A 21,816-nucleotide genomic window follows, 5' to 3' on the forward strand; every position below is an offset into this window, starting at 1 on the left:
AGCAGAAGGTGATGAATATGTATTTTGAATATAAGAATCGAAAGGTTTTTTACAATATAGAAGGGTCGGGTCCTGTCATATTGTTTTTACACGGCCTTGGAGGAAACGCAAATAATTGGTTATATCAAAGGCAATATTTCAAGGGGAAATGGACAGTAATCTCTCTTGATTTACCAGGTCATGGGAAATCTGAAGGGCTAGAAATTAACTTTAAAGAATATGTAAATGTTTTGTATGAGTTATGCAATTATTTAAAGTTACAAAAAATAGTCATTTGTGGACTTTCAAAAGGAGCTAGGGTAGGTATTGATTTTGCTATTCAATATCCTGACTTTGTTTCTAGTTTAATTATTGTAAATGCATTTCCCTATTTGGAGCCTGAAGATCGAAAGAAACGGCTTGAAGTATATGATTTACTTAGCTTACATGATAACGGGAAAACATGGGCGGATACATTGTTGAAGGCGATGGGAGTAGCAAATAATGAAGTAATTGTCAGGGGGTTTTATCAATCTTTACAGTTTATTAATCCGGTACATATTCAAAGATTATTTGCTGAGTTAGTAGATTATGATCAAAGACCATTTCTTTCGAATATTTCATGTTCCGCTTTAATTATAAGAGGGGAAAATGATGATTTTGTCCCCAAGAAATATGTAAGAGAGTTTGAAAGACGTTTGAAAAATACAACTTTTATTGAGTTTAAAAATAGTGGACACTTACCTTATTTAGAACAACCGAGCAGCTTTAATATGACGGTAGAAAGATTTTTAAATCATGTAATTAATTAATTAATTAATACTATTATTACAGTCAATACTGTTACTAGTGAGTAAAATATAGTTAGTTTTGAGAGGAGGCAACTATATGGAATGGAAACCAAATCGTGCAGATAAAACGCCTGTATATAAACAAATAGCGGATTATATTGAAAGGGGTATTTCTTCAGGTGAGTTTCCTTCTGATAGCAAGTTACCTTCTGAGCGTATGTTAGCAAAAGAGTTACAGGTGAACCGGAGTACAATAGTAGCTGCATATGAAGAATTAAAATCACTTGGAGTAGTAGAACGGCAAAAAGGAAGCGGAACAAGGGTGAATACAGACATATGGGGTGTTTCACATAAACGAATACCGAACTGGGGTAGGTACGTTGAGGATGGATCGTTCTTACCTAATGTACCACTCGTTCAACAAATTAGAACGGAAACACAAAAAGATGACTTAATTAATTTAGCGAGTGGTGAATTGTCACCAGAATTAATTCCGAGTGATAGATTCCGAACGATTTTGTCGGAGAAAACATTTATGGAAAACCTCGGTTATGACCATCCACTTGGAAATGAAATGTTGCGAAAAACAATTGCAGCACATGTTCAGCAATATAAACAAATTGAAGCAGATTCAAATTCTATCCTTATTACATCTGGAGCACAACAGGCACTTAATCTTATCGTTCAATGCTTATTAAAACCTGGCGATGCGATTGCAATTGAGGACCCTTCGTATTGTTTCTCATTGCCTATGTTTAAATCTGCTGGTTTAAAAATATTCCATTTACCTGTAGATCAGCATGGAATGAATCCAGATGACTTAATTGATTTGCATAAAAAGCATCGTATTCGTATGGTGTTTTTAAATCCAGATTATCAAAATCCAACGGGTACTGTGCTTTCATTAGCGAGACGTAAAAAGATTTTAGAGTTGTCTTCTGAATTTGGTATACCGATTGTAGAAGATGATCCGTATAGTTTAACTTCTTTTAATGGAGAAGTGAATCCAACATTAAAATCAATGGATCAAAACGGAAATGTTCTTTATGTAAGTTCATTATCAAAAATTGTTGCATCAGGATTACGTATTGGTTGGGTAATTGGCCCTACGCGTGTAATAGAACGCTTAGCGGATGCGAAGCAGCAAGTTGATTTTGGACATAGCGTATTTACGCAGTGGGTGGCAAATCAATTTTTAGAATCAGAAGATTTTCATGCTCATATTACAATGCTTCGTGGACAATTAAAGGAAAAAAGAGATGCGTTAATTAGAAAGCTTGAAGAAATATTAGGGGACCAGGTTGAATTTTTTGTTCCAGAGGGTGGAATACATTTATGGTGCAAAGTGCAAGGAACGTTTGATGAATATCATTTATTAGGTGAATCTATACGAAATGGTGTAGCGTTTGTCCCAGGAAGTGTTTTAGGTACTAAGAGTGAATATATTCGATTTACTTTTGGGAGAGTAGATGTCGAACAAATTCAACTGGGAATTACGAGGTTTGCGGAAACGTTAAATGAAATTTCATAATAGTGATGCGTAATATTGAAATGAGGAAAAGAAATGAAGTACGTGACGCTTTTACTTCAAGTAGGCGTGTTATATGTATTTAGCTTAGTTGGTACGTGGATTCAGGGAGTGTTCCATCTATCAATGCCAGGAAGTTTAATAGGGATGTTAATGCTGTTTCTACTCCTTTCTACTCGTATTGTACCATTAAAGTGGTTTGAGGAAGGTGCGGAAAAATTAATAGTATTTTTACCGTTATTTCTAATTCCTTCGACAACAGGGCTGATGGAAAACGGGTCTTTTCTTTTCAGTAAGGGGAGTAGTATATTCCTTTTAGTAGTAGTAAGTACAGTAGTGACTTTGATTGTTTCAGGGTATATAAGTCAATTATTAGTAACATCAAAAAAATAAAATCGACAAGGTGTACGATGCAAATGGTCTTCATTATTATTACTGTAGTAATGTATGTATTGGCGACAAAGTTATATAAAAAATTTCCGTTTCCATTTACATTACCAGTGTTAACAGTTACGGCAATTATGATTTGTTTATTTCTGACTTTTGATATTTCTCATCGTGAGTATAGGGAAAATGGGGGAGACATTCTTTCCGGTTTATTGAGTCCTGCAATTGTAGCGTTAGCGATACCTTTATTTAAAGAGCGAAAAATACTTATGAAAAACTTTTTTTCGATACTTATCGGTGTAGCGGTAGGTATAGTGGCTTTAACGAGTATGAATGTAGTGGTTGGTGAGATGTTGAATATAGATAAGGAACTCATATTAACAACACTCCCGCAATTAGCGACGATGCCTATTGCTATTTCATTAGCGGATCAAATTGGTGGTATTCCATCTATGACTTCTAGTTTTGTAGTTGTTGCAGGAATCACAGGTGCTATTATCGGACCAACGGTACTTAAGTTTTTCCGTATAACGAGCACGATTGGAAAAGGAGTGGGAATGGGTTGCGCCTCACATATTATCGGTGTGAGCCGTCTCGTGAAGGAAGGCGAGAAAGAAGCGACGATCGGTTCGGTGACGATGATTGTAACCGGAATACTTATTAGTATAGTCATACCGTATGGAACGAAATTTATATTTTAAAATGTAATGGAGATGATGAAAATGACAACATGGTTTATAGTTACATTATTTATTTTTGGAGCTATTAAAGTATTAGTTTCTAGTATGCCCACTTCTGTTGTAGAATCAATTATTAGTAGATTTGAATTGCATCAAAAGCTTGAGGCGGAGAATACCTCTATATCGATAGAGGGAAAAAATATAGAGGGAGAAATGAAATTACAAGTTATTCATGAATTTAATGAGGCTTTATTTTTAGATAAACATTATTTTCCACCGTACGGGGAAGGCATACCAATTGTTATTAATACGAAGAAAGGGAATAAAGAGATTAGGTTTTCTCTGTATAGCTATGAGGAACACATTGATGTAATAAAGCAATATAAGAAGAAAATCGTTGCCTATCGTTTACGTTCAAAAAGTCTTCAAAACCCTACATCATTAATGGTAACCAAAGATTATGCTTAAGAAGAGATCTATAAGAATCTCTCAGACCGCAGACAAACTATTTTTTGAGAGTTCAGATGCTAAAAAATAGTTTGTCTCTTGTTTTATGGAAGGTTTATCCATTAACATTTATACGTAGTGCTTTCTATGCTACAATTTACTACAAGTGAGGAAGGAAGGTGTCTTATGGAAATATCCGTCTATGTTGCAAGTGCATTCAGCAAGGATCATAAAGGTGGAAATAAAGCAGGAGTGGTATTTATTGAGAATACATTGACCACTACTCAAAAAATGGCAATAGCCAAACAACTGGGCTATGCGGAAACCGCATTTATATCAGAATCTGAAATTGCTGATTATAAATTTCAGTATTTTACACCAAAAGAAGAAGTTGATTTATGTGGTCATGCCACAATTGGCTCTTTCGCGATACTGATGCATTTAAATAAACTTTTCAGGAATCGCTATACGATTGAAACGAACAGCGGTGTTCTTACTATTACCATAAAAGATGACATCATATTCATGGAACAAAACAAACCGATATTCTATGATGTTGTATCTCCAAACGAGTTCATCGACTGTTTTGACATTAAAGCTATAGACAATAAATATCCAATTCAAATTGTCTCCACGGGTTTAAAAGATATTTTAATTCCTATAAAAAGCGAAACACAATTACATACACTGCAACCTAATTTTGAAAAAATTAAAGAAATCAGCAAGTATTATAATGTTGTCGGGATGCATCTATATACTTTTAATGACAATCGTATTATATGCAGAAATTTTGCTCCACTATACGATATCAATGAAGAAGCAGCGACTGGAACTTCAAACGGTGCATTAGCTTGCTACCTTTATGAACAGCACAACTTGCAAAAAGAAGTCTATGTATTTGAACAAGGTTATTCTGTACACTCGCCTTCTGAAATATTAGTTACATTAGCAACCAATAGCAACAATAAAGTAGAAAAAGTTTATGTTGGCGGCAAAGGCTATTACTGTGAAACTAAGTATTTAAATGTAGAAAATATTGAGTGAAAATAAAGAGATTTATAAGGGTCTCTTTATTTTTGTATGAAATAATATATTTTCCAAATAAAAGAAAAGAAAATCATATAACCAAATAAAGAGTATGTATGATTCCAATCTACGCTATGAATAAAGAAACCTAATCTTTCAGCAATCTGTTCAAAAATGCTGGCACAAATACCTATTGCAACAATAAATAGAGTCCTAGAAAATACAGATAATGTTTTTGAAATTTGTATAAAAGTCGTTGTTAAAATTGGTAGTACAAACAAAGTAAAGCCGATGTTAACTGAAAATACGGAGGGAAAGGGTCTAACCGGAAAGGAATATATTTGTTTCGCAATAAAGAAAGCATCTAAGTAAGTCCCGATAATAGAAGAGAGTAAGATTGTAATAACTAGTGCGAAAAGGTTATTCGTCTTCTCGAAGGAGAACATTTTTCTTTGCAAGAATGGCAAGTTCAATTTTTTCGAGCGTTTTACAGTAGTCTTCTGTAATTTGTCCATTTATATTTTCCTCCTTATCCACTAAGTAATTTACAACTTGCCAGTCCGTAAACCAATCTTCACTGTCAACTTCTTCATGCTCAATATCTCGCCATGCGTAGCTGAGTGCAGGGCTGTATATACGATAAGCGCCATTACGCAACTGGCATTTCTTTATTCGGCGCTTATAAAACTCACGGGAAAAAGTTTCATTTACACTTGAAAATAAATGGGGCCAGTAATCTTTCCTTGATCCTGTATGCGGATGATGTTGAGCCCAGCTTATTATTTGGGATAAAACATGTGTATCCCGAAATAATAATGAATACAACCTTTTTCCGATTAAGATTCGTTCATGTAAGGAAGTAAAATGCTTCATTGTATCACCAAATAGTAATACTTTTTGTTTCTTATCATTTTCGTAGAATGGGAAAAGGATATGATTAAACTGAAAAAAATCAAAGAGTTTAAATCCAATACTATTTAGTACAGTCTTTTTAAAGTGTACATTTTGAATCACTCTTTTTTCTAAATAGTTTTGTTCATTAATAATAGTTGCAATCGCTAATGTTTTTTTATTACCTGTTTTCCAAAAATCGTTCCACATCGTTTCCATAAATGTAGAAACATTTAGGTGAGGGAGAAGGTGAAATAGCTTTTGTGATTTTTTTACACTTTGTTCGTACAGCAAAAATTGAGGATAAACATCTTGGAAAATAAGCCAATTCCCTCTTTCTAAAAAAGAAAAAAATGTAATTTGATCTTTCTCTGATAAAATTCTCGTATATAAATCGCCCTTTAAATCAGTCATATTCCAACCGCCGTTACGTGATACCATATGTCCAAGTAGTGCCCAATGTATTTCTGGATATTGAATGTAAAATTGGTAGTATGCGCGTGTTCTTGTAACATTATTTTTATTTAGCTGTTCTGTTTGTATTTTTATGTTGTTGATAATGAGTTGCTCTTCTTTCGTTAATTTATACATCGTGCCAGAATGAATGAGTTTGCTTTTTTGTTTCAATTCATTTTTTACATCAAATAGGGAGAGTGGCAGTGCTTTGGAAGGTCCGTTATATGTATGATTTGAATTGCTTCGGTACATTCCGTTACCTCCCTTTTTCATAAATTTAAACATGACTATTGGCTATGAATCATTCTATTTATTTTATTACGAGTATAAGAAATAAATGAGCGGTGTTTTTTTACAGGGAATTTAGTTATCATGCAAAACAGTATAAAAAACCTTACTGTTGTAAGGTGAAATGAAAAACCGAAACTATATTTAATAGTTTCGGTTTTTTTATTTTGTCAATTAAATGTAACAAACGACGATTATGATTTGAATCAATTGAAAATAATTCAATAAATTTTAATTGAAATGCTTGGTAGGAGGAAAAGAAATGCTAGATAAAATAATTTTAATTACTGGTGGCACAGGCTCGTGGGGACATGAACTTATAAAACAACTATTAGAAAAATCACCGAAAGAAATTAGGGTTTTTTCAAGAAATGAAACGGTTCAGTTTGAAATGCAGCAACAGTTTATAAATGATGATAGATTAAAATTTATTATTGGAGATATTCGTGATAAGCATCAATTAATCTATGCATGTCAAGGTGTACATTATGTATTCCATCTTGCAGCTTTAAAACACGTTCCAGTATGTGAGTATTATCCTTATGAAGCTATAAAAACCAATATACATGGTACGCAAAATGTAATTGAAGCATCTATACAGATGCAAGTTGAGAAAGTTATATATGTTTCAACGGATAAAGCAGCCGATCCATCAAATACGTATGGGATGACAAAAGCAATTGGTGAGAAGTTAATGGTTCATGCGAATGTACAAACGAAGAAAACAAAATTCATTTGTGTTCGTGGTGGAAATGTTTTAGGGACGAGTGGAAGTGTGGTACCGCTTTTTAAAAAACAAATTAAAAAATCTTCACAAGTAGGGATTACGGATGCAAATATGACTAGATTTTTCTTAACAATTGAAGATGCTGTTGGATTGTTATTTAAAGCTGTATATCAAGGTAGAGGCGGGGAAATCTTTGTTATGAAAATGCCGGCATGTAAAATAACAGATTTAGCAGAAGTGTTAATTGAAGATTCAAAAAAAGAAAATGTGAAGTTAACAGAGATAGGGATAAGGCCGGGTGAAAAATTAAGTGAAATGCTTTTATCTGAGGTAGAGAGTAAAACGAGTATAAGTTTTGATCAAAATTATTTTGTAGTACTACCGACTATGCCTATAGAAGGGCTTCAAGAATATTATGCTAGTTATCCGCTTGTGGATGTGAAGAGTTTTAGCTCTCAACAAGACTTACTTGCAAAACATGAGGTGAAACAAATGTTATTAAAAGGAGGTTTTTTACAATGAAAAAAAATGCGAGCCTTTTAATAACAGGTGCAAATGGTTTTACAGGACGCCATGCTTGCCAATATTTTTTAGAGCAGGGCTTTCATGTAATTCCTATGTTTCAAAATTGTACACATAGAGAAAAAAACGAAAATGGTATTATTTGTAATTTAACAAATAAGAGCGAAGTAATGAAGGTGATTAAACAAATAAAGCCAGATTATGTATTGCATTTAGCAGGAAGGAATTCGGTCATAGAGTCTTGGACAGCTGCACTTGAATATGTAGAGATTAATGTAATAGGGACGTTATATTTATTAGAAGCAATTAAGCAAGAAGCACAACATTGTAGAACGTTAGTTATAGGATCTGCTTTGCAAGCAGATAGTATAAACGAAATAAAAATTTCAAATCCATATAGTTTAAGTAAAACGATGCAAGTCATTATTGCAGAGGCTTGGGGCGGATTAATGGATTCAAATATTATTATTGCAAAGCCCTCAAACTTAATTGGTCCAGGAGTATCAAATGGCATTTGTTCGATTCTCGCAAAAAAAATGATAGATATAGAATCAGGTAGAAGTAAAGCCATTATTGAAGTAAACAGTTTGAAAGATAGCAGGGATTTTTTAGATGTACGTGATGCGGTTAAAGCGTATCATGTGTTATTACGAGATGGAATAAATGGAAAACAATATAATGTCGGGTCAGGAGTGAAACGATCTTTATTAAATGTACTAGAACAATATAAAGAATTAACAAAGCTAAATTTTTTCATAGAAGAAACAGTGAAAAGTGGAAGCGACTCAAATGAGAGTCTAGAAATAGAGGAAATAAAAAGATTAGGTTGGATCCCAGAAATTCAATTTCATCAATCATTAAAAGATGTAATTGAGTATGCAAAGTGTAATGACATCTGCATTCAATGAAAAATATAAAGGGTGTAAGAAATATATGAATGGTTATGAAGTAATAGATAATCAAAATATGCTATTTCTTTCAATTGTTGATACGCTGGACTGGAGGGATGAAGAAGCACATGTTTTGCATCTTTCAGAGGCAATAAATAAATATCGAGCGTATGTAGAAGAAGAAAGAGTTAATCGACTAAAGTCAGCATTAGAGGCGGAAACTAGGTATGTGATTCAAGTCTTTGCTCAATATGAGTGTAGTGAGTATGGAAATGATTTTTATGAACTCATTAAAGATTTTTTAAAAGATATAGAGGTGGAGTTAAATATTTATATAAATGATAAAGTTATTTACATTTAAAAGGCTAATATAAAGCTAGATTTTTAATAATAAAGGTGGATATAAATTATGAATAAAAAGATTCTCTTTACTGGGGGCGGTACAGCCGGACACGTTATGATTAATATTGTATTAATTCCTAAATTTATAGAGCAAGGATGGAGAGTTGAGTATATTGGATCCAAAAATGGTATTGAAAAATCATTAGTGCAAAATGTTAAATACAATAGTGTCTCAACGGGGAAGCTTAGGAGATATTGGGATTTGGAGAACTTTAAAGATCCTTTCAAAATTATACACGGTTGTTTACAAAGCTATAAGTTGATTAAGAAAATAAAGCCTGATGTTATCTTTTCAGCAGGAGGATTTGTTTCAGTTCCTGTTGCTATAGGGGCATGGTTAAATCGTGTGCCTATAATTATACGTGAACCAGATAGCACATTAGGACTTGCCAATAAAATAGCATTACCTTTTGCTACAAAGCTATGTACAACATTTCCTCAGACAGGAGAAAATGTAAGTAATGAGAAGAAGGTTTATGTAGGACCAATTGTAAGGGGAGAACTTGAGAAGGGTAACGTATTACGAGGGAGAAGATATTGTAAATTTCAGCAAGATAAACCAGTATTGTTAATTATGGGTGGGAGTCAAGGTGCTCAATGGATAAATAATATGGTAAGAAAAAGTTTGGAAACATTATTATTAAATTTTAATATTGTTCATATGTGCGGTAAAGGGAAGGTAGATTCATCTATTGGCATGGAAGGTTATATGCAATTCGAATATATAGGGGAAGAGTTGCCGCATATACTAAATATGGCGAGTGTTGTAATTTCAAGAGCGGGTTCTACTGCTATTTCTGAATTGCTATTCTTGAAGAAACCGATGTTGCTTATCCCGTTAACTAACAGTTCCAGTAGAGGAGATCAAGTTTTAAATGCTGAATATTTTTCTCGGCGAGGATATGCGGAAGTTATACTCCAAGACAGAGTAAGTACGAATACATTTATACATGCAGTAAATAAGTTGTATACAAATAAGGAGAGATATATTCAAAACATGAATGGATATAAGAAAACCAATAATGAGGGGATTCATCAATTAATAGATATAATCAATGAAGTCGTGAAGTAATGGAAATGTAAATAAAAAACAAAAGGAAAGAAGATATCTTCTTTCCTTTTTACTATAGTTGTTCAAATTCATTAGTACTTATCCAGATTGGCTATGTACTATGGGTGAATCCCGATTTCTAATAGCTCAGTAAATGCATTAGTATGGATAGGTTTACTATAATAGTAACCTTGAATAAACTGACATTTATTTTTTTGAAGGAAATTCACGTGTTCTTTCGTTTCTACACCTTCAGCAATAACAGACATTCCTAATGTATTTGCTAATGTGATGATCGTTTTAATAATTTCCATTCCATCGTCACATGTTTCAGACATTGTAATAAATTCTCTTGGGATTTTTAATGTATCGATTGGATATAAAGGTAAGTAAGCTAGCGAAGAATAGCCTGTACCAAAGTCGTCGATTGAAATGTGAATCCCTAAACTTTTTAGTGTACGCAATTTTATCAATGTTTCTCGCTCATCCATCATTGCAATTCGCTCTGTTAACTCAAGATCGAGAGAACTTGCTGGCAAACCTGTATTTGCTAAAGTAGAAGAAATAGACTTTACAAAATCCTCTTGTTCAAATTCTTTAGCAGATAAATTTACACCTATTTTTAAATGTGAATATCCGAGTGCGTGCCAACGTTTCATTTGCTCACAAGCCTGCTCTAATGTCCATTTTCCTATTAGAATAATTTGTAGTGTTTCTTCTGCAATTGGAATAAACTCGTATGGAGAAATAACGCCTAATTCAGGATGATTCCACCTAATTAGAGCTTCTGCACCGATAATTTTATTAGATTCACTATCAACTTGAGGTTGATACAAAAGGAACAGTTCTTCATTTTGTATTGCATTTGGTAAATCTTTTTCTAATCGTAATCGTCTTTCAATTTTTTTAGCGATTACATCGTCATAAATAGAGACAGCGTTAAGCTCTCTTGTCTTTGCATCATACATTGCAACATTAGCGTTTTTCAAAAGTGTAGCGGTATCGATTCCAGAATGTGGATAAATAGCGATACCGATACTCAGTGATAAAGTTAATGTATGCTCATATATGACAAACGGCTTTTCTATGCTTTTAAATAATTGATTACATAACTCGAATAAGGCATCTTCGTCAGTATAATTTTCAATTAAGATTGTAAACTCATCACCACCGATTCTTGACAGATGAGTATGTGATGGAAGACATGATTGGAATCGCTTCGCTACTTCTTCTAATATGTGATCTCCTGCCGAATGTCCAAGTGTATCGTTAATTGCTTTAAAGCGATCTAAGTCTAAATATAATAATGCAAACTCGCTTTCTGTCGTTTTAGCATGTTTTATAACTCTTTTTAATTTCTTATGGAAAAAGGCACGGTTCCCAATTTTCGTTACAGTATCATGGAATGCTAAATATTTTATTTCTTCTTGCTGTTTCTTTAGTGCAGTAATATCTTTCACCATAATATAACTTCCAGAAATTTGCCCGTCTATCATAATAGGGACGATGGTAACGTATAAAAAATAAGTAAAGCCATCTTTATATTGAGAACGTAGTTGCAAGGATGCCGATTCTTGTTGTTTCACTTTTTCTAATGCTGATGCTAGTTTATATTCGTCTTCATCTAAAATAATCGAAAAACAAGTTTCACCGAGTAACTCATCTGTTGGTGCTCCAAGTAGTATATTTCCAGCTGTATTTACATTTAAGAATACTCCATTTAAATCAATTGTAAAAATAGGATCAGGGTGATATTCATATAATGATTTGAATTTTTGTTGTTTTTGGGATAGAGCCTCTGATTTATAAACTAAATCAGAAGTTCGTAAAGTAACTTTTTCTTCTAGTTGAGCATTAAATGCCTGTAAACGTTTGGTTAGGGAATTGTTTTGCATACGTACAATAGAATGACGAATGAGTACGAAAATGAAAGTAATACAATTTCCTGTAATGAGAGTTGAAGATGCTGTTTGTTCTTTTAATGTAAACCCGATTAGTATTGCAACAGCAAGATAGGGAAATACAACTAGAGCTTTTTTTCCTATTATAGGGTTTACAATGAAATAATTTTTATGACTATTACGGTCTTCTGAAATAGATCCAGCTATTGCAATAAGTAATATAGGTATTCTATATAAAAGACGTAATAATGTTATCGTTTCAGTTGATAAATGGTTATTTAGGTAAAAATAAATATAGTTAAAAGTTGCAGAACTTATTAATACAAAAATAAAGATGTAAATTTTCCGTTTCGAATTAAAAATGGTTGGACGGAAAAAGAGACTAACACCTAGTAAAAGAAATAATAAATCTGCAATTGGATATAGAAATGAAAGAAAAACATCTCCTAGTGAAAGAGAGAATATATTTAAATTTGGTTGATTAAATAAATACCACTCTAATGTGAATATGGAAGTAAGTACTATACATATATCACAAATAAAGAACGCTTTTTCCCATTTATCGCATTCTTTTAAGATTTTATAACTGAAAGCGATAAGACAAAAGAGTAGAAAAAACATGTAAAATACATCAGAAATAGTAAAACGATGTATTGGAATTTCGAAGAAGCTATCTTGATATGTATATACTATTTTTCCTAATAAAAAACTCCCAATTGCTATTGTGATACATATCCAAAACGGATTTGAACTGACTTTTTTAAAATATATAGAGTAAATGAGTGACACAAATGTAATGGCTTCAACAATAAGAGAAGCGAAGCGTACGTCTGAATTTGAAAAATGAGTAGGGAACAGATAAAAAAACATAAAATAGATTGAATAACATATTAATGTTCCAATTAATATACATATTTGTAAATTTTTATTTAATTTCACTAAAATCACCTTCTTTAATTATGCACTATATTCGTAATATCTATACATAATAATATTATTTAAGAATTGTATCAGATTTCCTTATAAAAATCATGTTTATAAGGAAAGTGTTGAAAAGTGTAATACTTCTTAAAATTAAAAAAATATTGTTTTTAATAATATGTACTTCATCAAGATTTTAAATGGGAATTGTATATTTAATCATCCTTCGAATTGTAAAGGTTTTTTAGTAATTTGTAAGTGGAGATGCACAATTGCATATAAAATGATGAGAATCTTTTTTCTAGCTGATTTTTGATTGTTATAGGCTTATTTTAAGTAAGGTTTTTATTTTCGGTCTGAAAATTAACATTTGTAAAAATATTAAATGGAGATATAAAATAAGAACGTGTATTCTTACAGAGTGGATAGCATCTTTACTAAATAGGGAGGGATTTTTATGTTATTTCGAATGAAAGGTGCAGAAGTATACTATGAAATTGTGGGAGAGGGTAAACCAGTCATTATCATACATGGCTGTGCTCCTGATCATAGGTTAATGCAGAGGTGCATGGAATCAGTATTCGCAAAATATAAAGGTTACCAAAGAATATATATTGATTTACCTGGCATGGGGAAATCGAATGCTCCGGATTGGATAAATAGTTCAGATCATATGTTAGAACTGTTAATTGGATGTATTGAAAAAATCATTCCATCTAAAAGCTTTTTATTAGTAGGGGAGTCCTATGGTGGATATTTAGCTAGAGGTATACTCACAAAGCTGTTCGAAAGAGTTAATGGATTACTATTAGTATGCCCTGTTGTTGTAGCGGAGCAAGAAAAAAGGACTCGTCCGAATAAACAGGTAATTGTAGAGGATAAGGAGTTTTTAAATACACTAACTTCCACTGATAGAGAAGAGTTTTGCAAGTTAGCAGTGGTCGCGAATGAATATACATATAAGAGGTTTAAAGAGGAGATTAAGCCAGGACTAACAATTGCTAATTATGAATTTATTGATAGATTGCAAAAGAATTACTCTCTTACTATGAATTTTCATCATAAGACATATGAGAAACCCGTTCTTTTATTAGTCGGAAGACAAGATATATCGGTCGGTTATAAAGATATTATAGGAATTATTGATGATTATCCAAGAGCGACATTAGCAGTGTTAGATATGGCAGGGCATAATTTGCAAATTGAACAGCCTGAATTATTCGAGAGTTTAGTAGGAGAATGGATTAGAAGAACAGATCAGCAAAGTTTATAAAAAACGAATGAATATTTTCAAGGAGGAAGTATGAATACATATATTTATATGGTTAGGCATGGTGAATCACCAAAATTAGAAGGGAGTGAAAGAACACGGGGATTAACTGAAAAAGGAAAAATGGATACTCATAGAGTGACTGACGTATTAAAAATGGAGGGAATTGATACTTTTATTTCAAGTCCTTATAATCGGGCTATGTTAACGATTGAAGCGGCAGCTAATTTCTATGAAAAAGAAATAATAGTATATGAAAATCTCAAAGAATGTAGGTTTGCAAGTGAGGATCAGATTATACCAGATAAAGAGGTGTATCCACTTGTAAAGAAGATGTTTTCTAATCCTGACTTTGCACATATGGAAGGAGAGTCATATAAGGATTGTCAGAGACGGGTAGTGAAAGTGTTAAAGGAAATATTAATGGATTTTCAAGGGCAAAAAATTGTAATTGGCACACATGGACTTGTAATGACACAAATGATGAATTACTTTGATAATCAATACGGATTTGAATTTCTAATACATACATCAAAGCCCGACATATATAAGCTGGAATTTAATGATGAACAATTATTGAATGTAGAAAGATTAAGGATAAGAGAATGAAACTGAATATATGGAGTGTGTTTTAATTCGTACTTATAAAACACACTCTTTTTTAATAGAATGCATTTTTATCAACTATTTTTAGAATGTTAAATCAATAAGTAATTATTCAATTTCTGAATAATACAAATGGAAGTTTCCTTAAGAAAACAATTTTAAATGTGACAAAACTCCAAACGTTGGATTTCTATTCAATTGGAAAAAAAGATGTAGAATTTTGTCTTACGGTCCCCGTTTACTTTTCATTTCATTACATATAGGCTTTGTGGTGTAAAGGGGAATATTGCCTTTACACAAAATTTATAAGGAGGGCATTGTGATGAAAAAGATTAAAAAGTTTGCGGGAGTAGCTTTAGCGGGTACGATTGGATTGAGTGGACTACTGTTTTTAGAACCAAGTGTAAGCGCTGCGGAAATACAGCAGGTGAAAGAAGGAAATTTCAATACAATTGATGTAACAATGAATCAAAGTGAATTTTATGTATTGAGTGGTAGAAGTATTGATATTCTTTCTGGAGATAAAGAAGCAATTCAGCTAAATAAATACACAATTCGTTTTAGTAAACCCGGGAAGTATGTTATTAGAGTAAACGGTTGTATTTATGATGATGTATATACTTTTATTGTGAATAAATAGTATATATTCTTAAACTGTGAGATGAAAAAAGAAACACCCTATTTGCGGTAAGAATCGTAGATAGGGTGAATTTATTTTTATGAAGTTGTGTTTTATAAATTTTCATTAATTTGCTCTTTGTTTTTGTTTTGTAAAGTATGTAGGAGTGTTTGAAACATTTTAAATGATTGCTGAAAGATTGGACTTTGAATAAAAGTGTATAGAAAAGTTACGATAAAAACAGGACCACCGAGCATAAATCCAATAACTAGTACAACGCATTCTACAATGATTCGAGCACGGCTAATAGATAGACCTGTTTTATCGGAAATAGTAAGCATGAATCCATCACGAGGTCCAGCGCCAATTCCAGCTGCAACATACATACCTCCACCGATACCTGTAATGGCAATACCAGAAAATAAAATGAGTAAGTTTATCCATAAATAATCACTAGCATTTGGAAGAATATTTGATTGTAAGAAAAAGTCCATAATAGGACCGATAAGTAGTGTATTTAAAAATGTTCCCACATTTATATATTTTCGATCTACTAGTAAAGAAATGAGAACGAGACATAACCCACATATGACACTCCACGTACCAATCGTCCATCCAAACCTTTGGTAGAGAGCCATGTTTAAAACTTCCCAAGGATGTAAACCGAGAAATTTAACTTTGACTGCAAGAGCATTTCCAAGGCCAAAGAAAATTAATCCTAAGAAAAAAAGAAAATAGCGAAAGAGGGTTAGCCTCATCTTTCATACCTCCTATATTTTATAATTATGAATGTTACATGTTAAAGTTTAAATGTACAAATGTTATGACTTCTGTTGATTTATTTAAATCTTTAAAAATGTAAATGGAATATATACTTTCAGAGTCAAAAAAGTTAAAAAATTTCGTCTTAAGGATTATAATGAAGAAAGAAATATAAAAGGGAGTGAACAAATTTGAAACAAGAGCTTATTGAAAGATTTACGAGATATGTCAAAATTGATACGCAATCAAATGAGGAAAGCCATACAGTTCCAACAACAACTGGGCAAATTGAGTTTGGTAAATTATTAGTGGAAGAGCTACAAGAAATTGGGTTAACAGAGATAACGATGGATGATAATGGTTATGTAATGGCAACACTTCCGGCTAATACGGACAAGGATGTTCCCGTAATTGGCTTTTTAGCACATTTAGATACAGCAACAGACTTTACGGGGAAAAACGTAAAGCCACAAATTCATGAAAACTTTGATGGTAATGCGATTACGTTAAATGAAGAGCTAAATGTTGTGTTAACGCCGGAACAGTTCCCAGAATTACCATCTTATAAAGGGCATACGATTATTACAACTGATGGTACAACACTGCTAGGAGCAGATGATAAAGCTGGTCTTACAGAAATTATGGTTGCAATGAATTATTTAATACATAATCCACAAATTAAGCATGGGAAAATTAGAGTGGCATTTACGCCAGATGAAGAAATCGGCCGTGGACCAGCTCATTTTGATGTAGAAGCGTTTGGTGCATCATTTGCTTATACGATGGATGGAGGTCCATTAGGTGGCTTAGAATATGAAAGCTTTAATGCTGCAGGTGCTAAGTTAACGTTTAACGGAACAAATACACATCCTGGGACAGCAAAAAATAAAATGCGTAATGCAACTAAACTTGCTATGGAGTTTAATAGACATTTACCAGTAGAAGAGGCACCAGAGTATACTGAAGGATACGAAGGATTCTACCATTTACTCTCTTTAAATGGTGATGTTGAGCAAAGTAAAGCATATTATATTATTCGAGATTTTGATCGTGAAAATTTTGAGACACGTAAAAATACCATTGAAAATATTGTGAAACAAATGCAAGAGAAGTATGGGAAAGATGCAGTCGTTTTAGAAATGAATGATCAATACTATAACATGCTTGAAAAAATCGAACCGGTGAGAGAAATTGTTGATATTGCTTATGAAGCAATGAAAAGTTTAGACATTGAACCAAATATTCATCCAATTCGCGGAGGAACAGATGGATCACAATTATCATATATGGGATTACCAACGCCGAATATTTTCACTGGTGGTGAAAACTATCACGGTAAATTTGAGTATGTTTCGGTAGATACGATGGAAAAAGCAGTTCAAGTTATTGTAGAAATTGCAAGACGATTCGAAGAACAGGCTTAAAAAAGAACCAAGTAGTACAGATGTGCTACTTGGTTCTTTAGTATAAAACTTGCCACAAATAAAAAGTTGCGTAAGACTCCCAGTTGATCCAATTTGCCGCAAAATCTTTTATTTCATGTTTAGTCGGTTTACTTTTGGAACCTGTTATGCATTTAATTGCATTGTGCAAGCCGACATCGTCAATTGGAAAAGCGGAAGGAAAGCGTAAACAGCGCATTAAAACATAGTTGGCAGTCCATGGTCCTATACCATGTATAGCAGTTAATTGTTTTTCAGCGATTTTTATATTTTGTATTTGTAGTAAAGATTCTTTTGATAGTTTTCCTTCTGTAATAAGCTTTGCAACCCCGATTAAATATTCACATTTTCTAGTTGTCATTTTTAACTTTTTGAGATCTTCTACATGTAGCTTTCCAATCGTTTCAGGAGAAGGGAATATCCAATGTTTTCTATCGTCCCATTCTACATAACTTCCAAATGTCTCGACTAATCTTCTTTTTAGCGTATAAGCATATGTAAGATTAATTTGCTGACCAATAATTCCCCAGGAAAGTGCCTCAAATAAATCAGGAATACCTAAAGTTCGAAGTCCATAAAACTTTTGAATAGGACCTCGAAGGAGTGGATCAAGTTTAGCTAATTGATAGAAGGGAGCCAAATCAGTATTTAAATCAAACCATTCAGTTACATAGTTAGCTACAGCGTTGCATATCCACTTTTCAGAGATATAGGATTCTCCTAAAAAACGTATTTGAATAGTATCATCCGTATTCATACTAATCTCAACTAAAGGATTTACATCGTGAACAGGGATAACTTTATAAATTTTGTTATCTTCAATGTGAAACATACATTCATTGTTAGAGCGGGATAGATAGCGCAAATTTTCTTGGAAACTAAATTCTGTTGGAACTGCTAAAGTTAATGCGTTATTATATTTTGCTGTCATATGAATTCCACCTGTAACTTTTCTAATGCAAGCAATTCTTTCTTCATTTCTAATCCCCCTCTAAAACCAGTTAGTTTACCATTCTTCCCGATAACACGATGACAAGGAATTGTAATGAGAAGAGGGTTGGCAGCAATAGCAGAAGCAACGGCACGTACAGCTTTAGGTTTTTGAATTCTTTCGGCAATTTCTGTATAAGAATATGTGTTTCCATAAGGAATTTCACGTACCGTATTCCAAACAGATAATTGAAAGTCAGTTCCGTAAGCATCGATAGAGAATGTAAAAGTTTCTCGCTTGTTTTCTAAATACTCGATAATTTCTTTCGTATATATTTGCAAGTAATCTGGACTATGGATCAATATATGATGGGGTAGTTTTTTGCTAGCCCATATATTTAATTCTTCAAAGTTTTCGTTTTGTGATCCAATGAAACATAGTCCATTTTCAGTCGCAGCAATATGAAAATGCCAATTTTTATGTGTAAGTAGTGTCCAATATATATAATTATTTTTGTAGGAATTCATTATTGTATCCCTCTTTCATTTCGTTCTTTTTTCGATATTCAGTAGGAGTAAATCCGGTTTTCTTTTTAAATAAAGTTGCGAAATACTCCGGGTTTTCTATCCCGACAGCAGTACTAATTTCTTTAATAGATTGATTTGTATTTGATAGATATTCTTCTGCTTTAACAATCCTGAATTGTTGTATATATTCTATTGGACTTATTCCTGTCATTTTTTTGAAAGTACGTTGTAAATGAAAGGGGCTACCATGGCACATTTCCGCAAGTATGTCGAGAGTTAATAATTCTTCAAAGTGCTTTTCAATATAATTTTTAATTTGTTCTATCCACTCTTCATTAGGTAAAGTGAGCCCATTTGGTTTACAACGTTTGCATGGGCGAAAGTTTTCACTTAATGCTTGATTTGCATGAAGAAAAATTCGTACATTGTTTTTATTCGGTATTCTTGATTTGCATGACGGCCTGCAAAAGATTCCGGTTGATTTCACGGCATAAAAGAATTTGTTATCATAGGAAGAATCATTATGAATAATTGCTTGCCAATGCTCACTTGTTAACGTAAACCCTTCATTGTGCAAAGAACATCACCTCTGAAATTAGTATAACCTGAATAATGTACGTATGTATGTATTCACAAATGTAAGAGCAAGATTACAAAGGTGAAAATATGATTGTTTTTCTATTTTGTGATAGCATGAAATTTGGAAATAAACATCAAGAGGAGGACTATAAATGAAGTTCATTTCATGGAATGTAAATGGTTTACGTGCAGTTATCGCAAAAGGTGGATTTTTAGAATATCTCGAGGAATCTAATGCAGATATATTTTGTTTACAAGAGATTAAATTACAAGATGGGCAAATCGATTTAAATCCAGAGGGATATTATACATATTGGAATTATGCTGTGAAAAAAGGCTATTCAGGAACGGCTATTTTCACGAAAAAAGAACCGCTTTCTGTTACTTATGGTTTGGGCATTGAAGAGCATGATCAAGAAGGACGAGTTATTACTTTAGAGTTCGAAAATTTTTACATAATTACGTTATATACACCAAATTCAAAACGAGGATTAGAACGATTAGATTACAGAATGAAATGGGAAGATGATTTCCGGGCGTATATTAAACGATTAGATGAGAAAAAACCAGTTATTTTTTGCGGAGACTTAAACGTTGCTCATAAAGAAATAGATTTGAAAAATCCAAAAAGTAATCGTAAAAATCCTGGGTTTTCTGATGAAGAAAGAGAGAAGTTTACATGTATTTTAGAAGAAGGATTTATTGATACGTATCGTCATCTATATCCTGATCAGGAAGGCGCATATTCGTGGTGGTCGTATCGAATGGGAGCGAGAGCAAAAAATATTGGATGGCGTTTAGATTATTTTGTTGCTTCCGAAAGAATGAAAGACCAAATAACAGAGGCGAAAATTAATAGTGAAGTAATGGGATCAGACCATTGCCCAGTTGAATTACATATAAATTTCTAAAAAAAGAAGTATCCCCCTAAGATTAGGCGGATACTTCTTTTTTAATTCAGTTTGTTAAAATTTTTCAAATCTTTCTTGAAATAATTGCATATTAAATATATACTTAGTAACGATAATCATTATCAATGGAAAAGATTATCAATGGATGAGGTGTAAAAGAATTATATCCTAGGGGAAGTGAACGAGAATGAGTTCTGGATAGAATTATTAATCTAATGAAATATATATGTAAGACAAGTTTCATATAGTTAAATTTTATTGAGAATATAGTTTTGAAAACTCGAGAGGAGATATATAAAGATGAATAAGAAGTTATTTACATTAGGGATGGTTACAGTTTTAAGTGTAGGACTAGCAGCATGTAATAGTGCGGATAAGACTTCAGGAGAAAAAACACAACAGACAAAGGCTAGTGAGACGAAAAAAGACGAAAAACGAAAAATTACATACTTAGGTAAAGAATATACAGTACCAGCAAAAGTAGATAAAATTGCGACAGCTAGTTTAGAGTCAATGGAAGATGCAGCGGTACTTGGAATTAAACCAGTAGGTGCGATTACTGTAGGTGGAAAATTACCAAAGTATCTTGAGAAAGATTTAGAAGGTGCGAAATCTGTTGGTGAGAAAATGCAACCAAATTTCGAAACATTACTTCAATTAAAACCAGATGTTATTACATCAAGTACGAAATTCCCAGCAGAAACAGCTGAAAAGTTTACGAAAGTAGCTCCGACATTCCCGGTATCACACGTTTCAACAAATTGGGAAGATAACTTAAAGTTAATGGGAGAATTAACTGGTAAAAAAGATAAAGCAGAAAAAATTATTAAAGATTACAATGCGGATGCTGAAAAAGCAAAAGCAAAACTAGGAGATAAGTTAAAAGACAAAAAAGTACTTGTCATTAGACTAAGAGCAAACGAATTATTCCTATATCCAGAAGGAGTGTACTTCAACCCTGTAATTTATAAAGATCTTGGATTAACTGCTCCAGAACAATTGAAAACAGTAAAAGCACAAGAGAAAATCTCATTTGAAAAACTTGCTGAACTTAACCCAGATTATATTTTCTTACAATATGAGACAACTGAAAATAAAAACCCGGAAGTGCTAGAAGAAATTGAAGGCAATCCAATTTGGCAAAGTATGAATGCTGCGAAAGAAAAGAAAGTATTTGTAAACGTTGTGGACCCAATGGCACAAGGTGGTACAGCTTGGAGTAAAACAGCATTCTTAAAAGAAGCAGTGAAAAATTTATCTAAATAATATAATAAGTAAGGTG

Annotated in this window: 23 protein-coding genes; 16 read left to right on the forward strand and 7 right to left on the reverse strand. The window is 32.8% G+C overall.

The genetic code is table 11. The annotated features are described in order from the left end of the window. Positions 1 to 17: 17 nt before the first annotated feature. From ACQVV1_RS06330 to ACQVV1_RS06355, 6 genes are all read left to right on the forward strand, one after another. Positions 18 to 791 (forward strand): alpha/beta fold hydrolase, encoded by a 774-nt coding sequence (locus tag ACQVV1_RS06330; RefSeq protein WP_242251984.1) that lies wholly within the window; start codon positions 18 to 20, stop codon positions 789 to 791. 76 nt (positions 792 to 867) lie between these two features. Next, the gene (pdxR, locus tag ACQVV1_RS06335) at positions 868 to 2,301 is read left to right on the forward strand and encodes a MocR-like pyridoxine biosynthesis transcription factor PdxR (protein ID WP_242251983.1); all 1,434 of its coding nucleotides are present in this window, start codon (positions 868 to 870) and stop codon (positions 2,299 to 2,301) included. 33 nt (positions 2,302 to 2,334) lie between these two features. Next, entirely contained in the window at positions 2,335 to 2,691 is a 357-nt protein-coding gene (locus tag ACQVV1_RS06340) for a CidA/LrgA family holin-like protein (RefSeq protein WP_242251982.1), read from the forward strand. 23 nt (positions 2,692 to 2,714) lie between these two features. Next, positions 2,715 to 3,386: an LrgB family protein gene (locus tag ACQVV1_RS06345; protein ID WP_242251981.1), complete on the forward strand. Its 672-nt coding sequence runs from the start codon at positions 2,715 to 2,717 to the stop codon at positions 3,384 to 3,386. A 21-nt stretch (positions 3,387 to 3,407) separates the two neighbouring features. Continuing rightward, positions 3,408 to 3,833, forward strand: coding sequence for a YfmQ family protein (locus ACQVV1_RS06350; protein ID WP_242251980.1), 426 nt, complete (start codon positions 3,408 to 3,410; stop codon positions 3,831 to 3,833). Between the two features lie 165 nt (positions 3,834 to 3,998). After that, positions 3,999 to 4,856, forward strand: a complete 858-nt coding sequence (locus ACQVV1_RS06355) for a PhzF family phenazine biosynthesis protein (protein ID WP_242251979.1) — start codon at positions 3,999 to 4,001, stop codon at positions 4,854 to 4,856. 26 nt (positions 4,857 to 4,882) lie between these two features. Here the strand turns inward: ACQVV1_RS06355 and ACQVV1_RS06360 are convergent, their stop codons facing one another. After that, positions 4,883 to 5,353, reverse strand: a complete 471-nt coding sequence (locus ACQVV1_RS06360) for a CBO0543 family protein (RefSeq protein ID WP_336584245.1) — start codon at positions 5,351 to 5,353, stop codon at positions 4,883 to 4,885. Beyond that, positions 5,259 to 6,437 (reverse strand): DUF2515 domain-containing protein, encoded by a 1,179-nt coding sequence (locus ACQVV1_RS06365; RefSeq protein WP_242251978.1) that lies wholly within the window; start codon positions 6,435 to 6,437, stop codon positions 5,259 to 5,261. The genes ACQVV1_RS06360 and ACQVV1_RS06365 overlap by 95 nt, the downstream gene beginning before the upstream one ends. A gap of 298 nt (positions 6,438 to 6,735) precedes the next feature. Here ACQVV1_RS06365 and ACQVV1_RS06370 point away from each other — a divergent pair, with 298 nt between their 5' ends. From ACQVV1_RS06370 to murG, 4 genes are read left to right on the forward strand one after another with little or no spacing between them, the layout of a single operon-like run. Beyond that, positions 6,736 to 7,722 (forward strand): UDP-N-acetylglucosamine 4,6-dehydratase family protein, encoded by a 987-nt coding sequence (locus tag ACQVV1_RS06370; RefSeq protein WP_063221028.1) that lies wholly within the window; start codon positions 6,736 to 6,738, stop codon positions 7,720 to 7,722. Next, positions 7,719 to 8,630, forward strand: a complete 912-nt coding sequence (locus tag ACQVV1_RS06375; protein WP_242251976.1) for an SDR family oxidoreductase — start codon at positions 7,719 to 7,721, stop codon at positions 8,628 to 8,630. The genes ACQVV1_RS06370 and ACQVV1_RS06375 overlap by 4 nt, the downstream gene beginning before the upstream one ends. Before the next feature lie 25 nt (positions 8,631 to 8,655). Further along, a complete protein-coding gene (locus ACQVV1_RS06380) occupies positions 8,656 to 8,973 on the forward strand; it encodes a DUF6572 domain-containing protein (RefSeq protein WP_242251974.1) in 318 nt (105 codons plus the stop codon). A 48-nt stretch (positions 8,974 to 9,021) separates the two neighbouring features. Then, a complete protein-coding gene (murG, locus tag ACQVV1_RS06385) occupies positions 9,022 to 10,086 on the forward strand; it encodes an undecaprenyldiphospho-muramoylpentapeptide beta-N-acetylglucosaminyltransferase (RefSeq protein WP_242251973.1) in 1,065 nt (354 codons plus the stop codon). Between the two features lie 98 nt (positions 10,087 to 10,184). Here murG and ACQVV1_RS06390 read toward each other — a convergent pair whose 3' ends face one another. Beyond that, entirely contained in the window at positions 10,185 to 12,905 is a 2,721-nt protein-coding gene (locus ACQVV1_RS06390; protein WP_431168691.1) for a putative bifunctional diguanylate cyclase/phosphodiesterase, read from the reverse strand. Positions 12,906 to 13,344: 439 nt separating this feature from the next. Between ACQVV1_RS06390 and ACQVV1_RS06395 the strand changes: the two genes are divergently transcribed. From ACQVV1_RS06395 to ACQVV1_RS06405, 3 genes are all read left to right on the forward strand, one after another. Then, complete coding sequence (locus ACQVV1_RS06395; RefSeq protein ID WP_242251971.1) at positions 13,345 to 14,160, forward strand: alpha/beta fold hydrolase; 816 nt, start codon at positions 13,345 to 13,347, stop codon at positions 14,158 to 14,160. Positions 14,161 to 14,190: 30 nt separating this feature from the next. After that, positions 14,191 to 14,766, forward strand: coding sequence for a histidine phosphatase family protein (locus tag ACQVV1_RS06400; protein ID WP_242251970.1), 576 nt, complete (start codon positions 14,191 to 14,193; stop codon positions 14,764 to 14,766). Positions 14,767 to 15,085: 319 nt separating this feature from the next. Further along, positions 15,086 to 15,403, forward strand: a complete 318-nt coding sequence (locus ACQVV1_RS06405) for a hypothetical protein (protein WP_242251969.1) — start codon at positions 15,086 to 15,088, stop codon at positions 15,401 to 15,403. Between the two features lie 92 nt (positions 15,404 to 15,495). On the opposite strand, the gene ACQVV1_RS06410 is transcribed toward ACQVV1_RS06405, so the two are convergent. Beyond that, positions 15,496 to 16,140, reverse strand: coding sequence for a YczE/YyaS/YitT family protein (locus ACQVV1_RS06410; protein WP_242251968.1), 645 nt, complete (start codon positions 16,138 to 16,140; stop codon positions 15,496 to 15,498). Positions 16,141 to 16,335: 195 nt separating this feature from the next. Between ACQVV1_RS06410 and pepT the strand changes: the two genes are divergently transcribed. After that, complete coding sequence (gene pepT / locus ACQVV1_RS06415; protein ID WP_063221019.1) at positions 16,336 to 17,568, forward strand: peptidase T; 1,233 nt, start codon at positions 16,336 to 16,338, stop codon at positions 17,566 to 17,568. Positions 17,569 to 17,605: 37 nt separating this feature from the next. Here the strand turns inward: pepT and ACQVV1_RS06420 are convergent, their stop codons facing one another. The 3 genes from ACQVV1_RS06420 to ACQVV1_RS06430 are packed head-to-tail and all read right to left on the reverse strand — an operon-like array spanning position 17,606 to position 19,621. Then, positions 17,606 to 18,517 carry a DNA-3-methyladenine glycosylase family protein gene (locus ACQVV1_RS06420; protein ID WP_242251967.1) on the reverse strand — a complete coding sequence of 304 codons (912 nt, stop codon included), beginning with the start codon at positions 18,515 to 18,517 and terminating at the stop codon, positions 17,606 to 17,608. Next, on the reverse strand, positions 18,514 to 19,044 hold the full coding sequence (locus tag ACQVV1_RS06425) for a methylated-DNA--[protein]-cysteine S-methyltransferase (RefSeq protein ID WP_242251966.1): 531 nt from the start codon (positions 19,042 to 19,044) through the stop codon (positions 18,514 to 18,516). Before ACQVV1_RS06425 ends, ACQVV1_RS06420 begins: the two co-directional genes overlap by 4 nt. Then, complete coding sequence (locus ACQVV1_RS06430) at positions 19,025 to 19,621, reverse strand: bifunctional transcriptional activator/DNA repair enzyme AdaA (RefSeq protein WP_242251964.1); 597 nt, start codon at positions 19,619 to 19,621, stop codon at positions 19,025 to 19,027. Before ACQVV1_RS06430 ends, ACQVV1_RS06425 begins: the two co-directional genes overlap by 20 nt. 154 nt (positions 19,622 to 19,775) lie before the next feature. Between ACQVV1_RS06430 and ACQVV1_RS06435 the strand changes: the two genes are divergently transcribed. Further along, complete coding sequence (locus tag ACQVV1_RS06435) at positions 19,776 to 20,534, forward strand: exodeoxyribonuclease III (protein WP_242251962.1); 759 nt, start codon at positions 19,776 to 19,778, stop codon at positions 20,532 to 20,534. A 300-nt stretch (positions 20,535 to 20,834) separates the two neighbouring features. Next, positions 20,835 to 21,800, forward strand: a complete 966-nt coding sequence (locus ACQVV1_RS06440; protein WP_242251960.1) for an iron-hydroxamate ABC transporter substrate-binding protein — start codon at positions 20,835 to 20,837, stop codon at positions 21,798 to 21,800. Positions 21,801 to 21,816 lie beyond the last annotated feature (16 nt).

The organism is Bacillus basilensis (assembly GCF_050630465.1).
GTDB classification, from domain to species: Bacteria; Bacillota; Bacilli; order Bacillales; family Bacillaceae_G; genus Bacillus_A; species Bacillus_A basilensis.

Coding starts and splice junctions, on each gene's coding strand:
- ACQVV1_RS06435 (WP_242251962.1), top strand. CDS start 19,776: ATGAAGTTCATTTCATGGAATGTAAATGGTTTACGTGCAGTTATCGCA.
- ACQVV1_RS06350 (WP_242251980.1), top strand. CDS start 3,408: ATGACAACATGGTTTATAGTTACATTATTTATTTTTGGAGCTATTAAA.
- ACQVV1_RS06340 (WP_242251982.1), top strand. CDS start 2,335: ATGAAGTACGTGACGCTTTTACTTCAAGTAGGCGTGTTATATGTATTT.
- ACQVV1_RS06380 (WP_242251974.1), top strand. CDS start 8,656: ATGAATGGTTATGAAGTAATAGATAATCAAAATATGCTATTTCTTTCA.
- ACQVV1_RS06365 (WP_242251978.1), bottom strand. CDS start 6,437: ATGTACCGAAGCAATTCAAATCATACATATAACGGACCTTCCAAAGCA.
- ACQVV1_RS06355 (WP_242251979.1), top strand. CDS start 3,999: ATGGAAATATCCGTCTATGTTGCAAGTGCATTCAGCAAGGATCATAAA.
- ACQVV1_RS06395 (WP_242251971.1), top strand. CDS start 13,345: ATGTTATTTCGAATGAAAGGTGCAGAAGTATACTATGAAATTGTGGGA.
- ACQVV1_RS06425 (WP_242251966.1), bottom strand. CDS start 19,044: ATGAATTCCTACAAAAATAATTATATATATTGGACACTACTTACACAT.
- ACQVV1_RS06400 (WP_242251970.1), top strand. CDS start 14,191: ATGAATACATATATTTATATGGTTAGGCATGGTGAATCACCAAAATTA.
- ACQVV1_RS06375 (WP_242251976.1), top strand. CDS start 7,719: ATGAAAAAAAATGCGAGCCTTTTAATAACAGGTGCAAATGGTTTTACA.
- ACQVV1_RS06405 (WP_242251969.1), top strand. CDS start 15,086: ATGAAAAAGATTAAAAAGTTTGCGGGAGTAGCTTTAGCGGGTACGATT.
- ACQVV1_RS06345 (WP_242251981.1), top strand. CDS start 2,715: ATGGTCTTCATTATTATTACTGTAGTAATGTATGTATTGGCGACAAAG.
- murG (WP_242251973.1), top strand. CDS start 9,022: ATGAATAAAAAGATTCTCTTTACTGGGGGCGGTACAGCCGGACACGTT.
- ACQVV1_RS06360 (WP_336584245.1), bottom strand. CDS start 5,353: ATGGACAAATTACAGAAGACTACTGTAAAACGCTCGAAAAAATTGAAC.
- ACQVV1_RS06370 (WP_063221028.1), top strand. CDS start 6,736: ATGCTAGATAAAATAATTTTAATTACTGGTGGCACAGGCTCGTGGGGA.
- pdxR (WP_242251983.1), top strand. CDS start 868: ATGGAATGGAAACCAAATCGTGCAGATAAAACGCCTGTATATAAACAA.
- ACQVV1_RS06410 (WP_242251968.1), bottom strand. CDS start 16,140: ATGAGGCTAACCCTCTTTCGCTATTTTCTTTTTTTCTTAGGATTAATT.
- ACQVV1_RS06440 (WP_242251960.1), top strand. CDS start 20,835: ATGAATAAGAAGTTATTTACATTAGGGATGGTTACAGTTTTAAGTGTA.
- ACQVV1_RS06420 (WP_242251967.1), bottom strand. CDS start 18,517: ATGACAGCAAAATATAATAACGCATTAACTTTAGCAGTTCCAACAGAA.
- ACQVV1_RS06330 (WP_242251984.1), top strand. CDS start 18: ATGTATTTTGAATATAAGAATCGAAAGGTTTTTTACAATATAGAAGGG.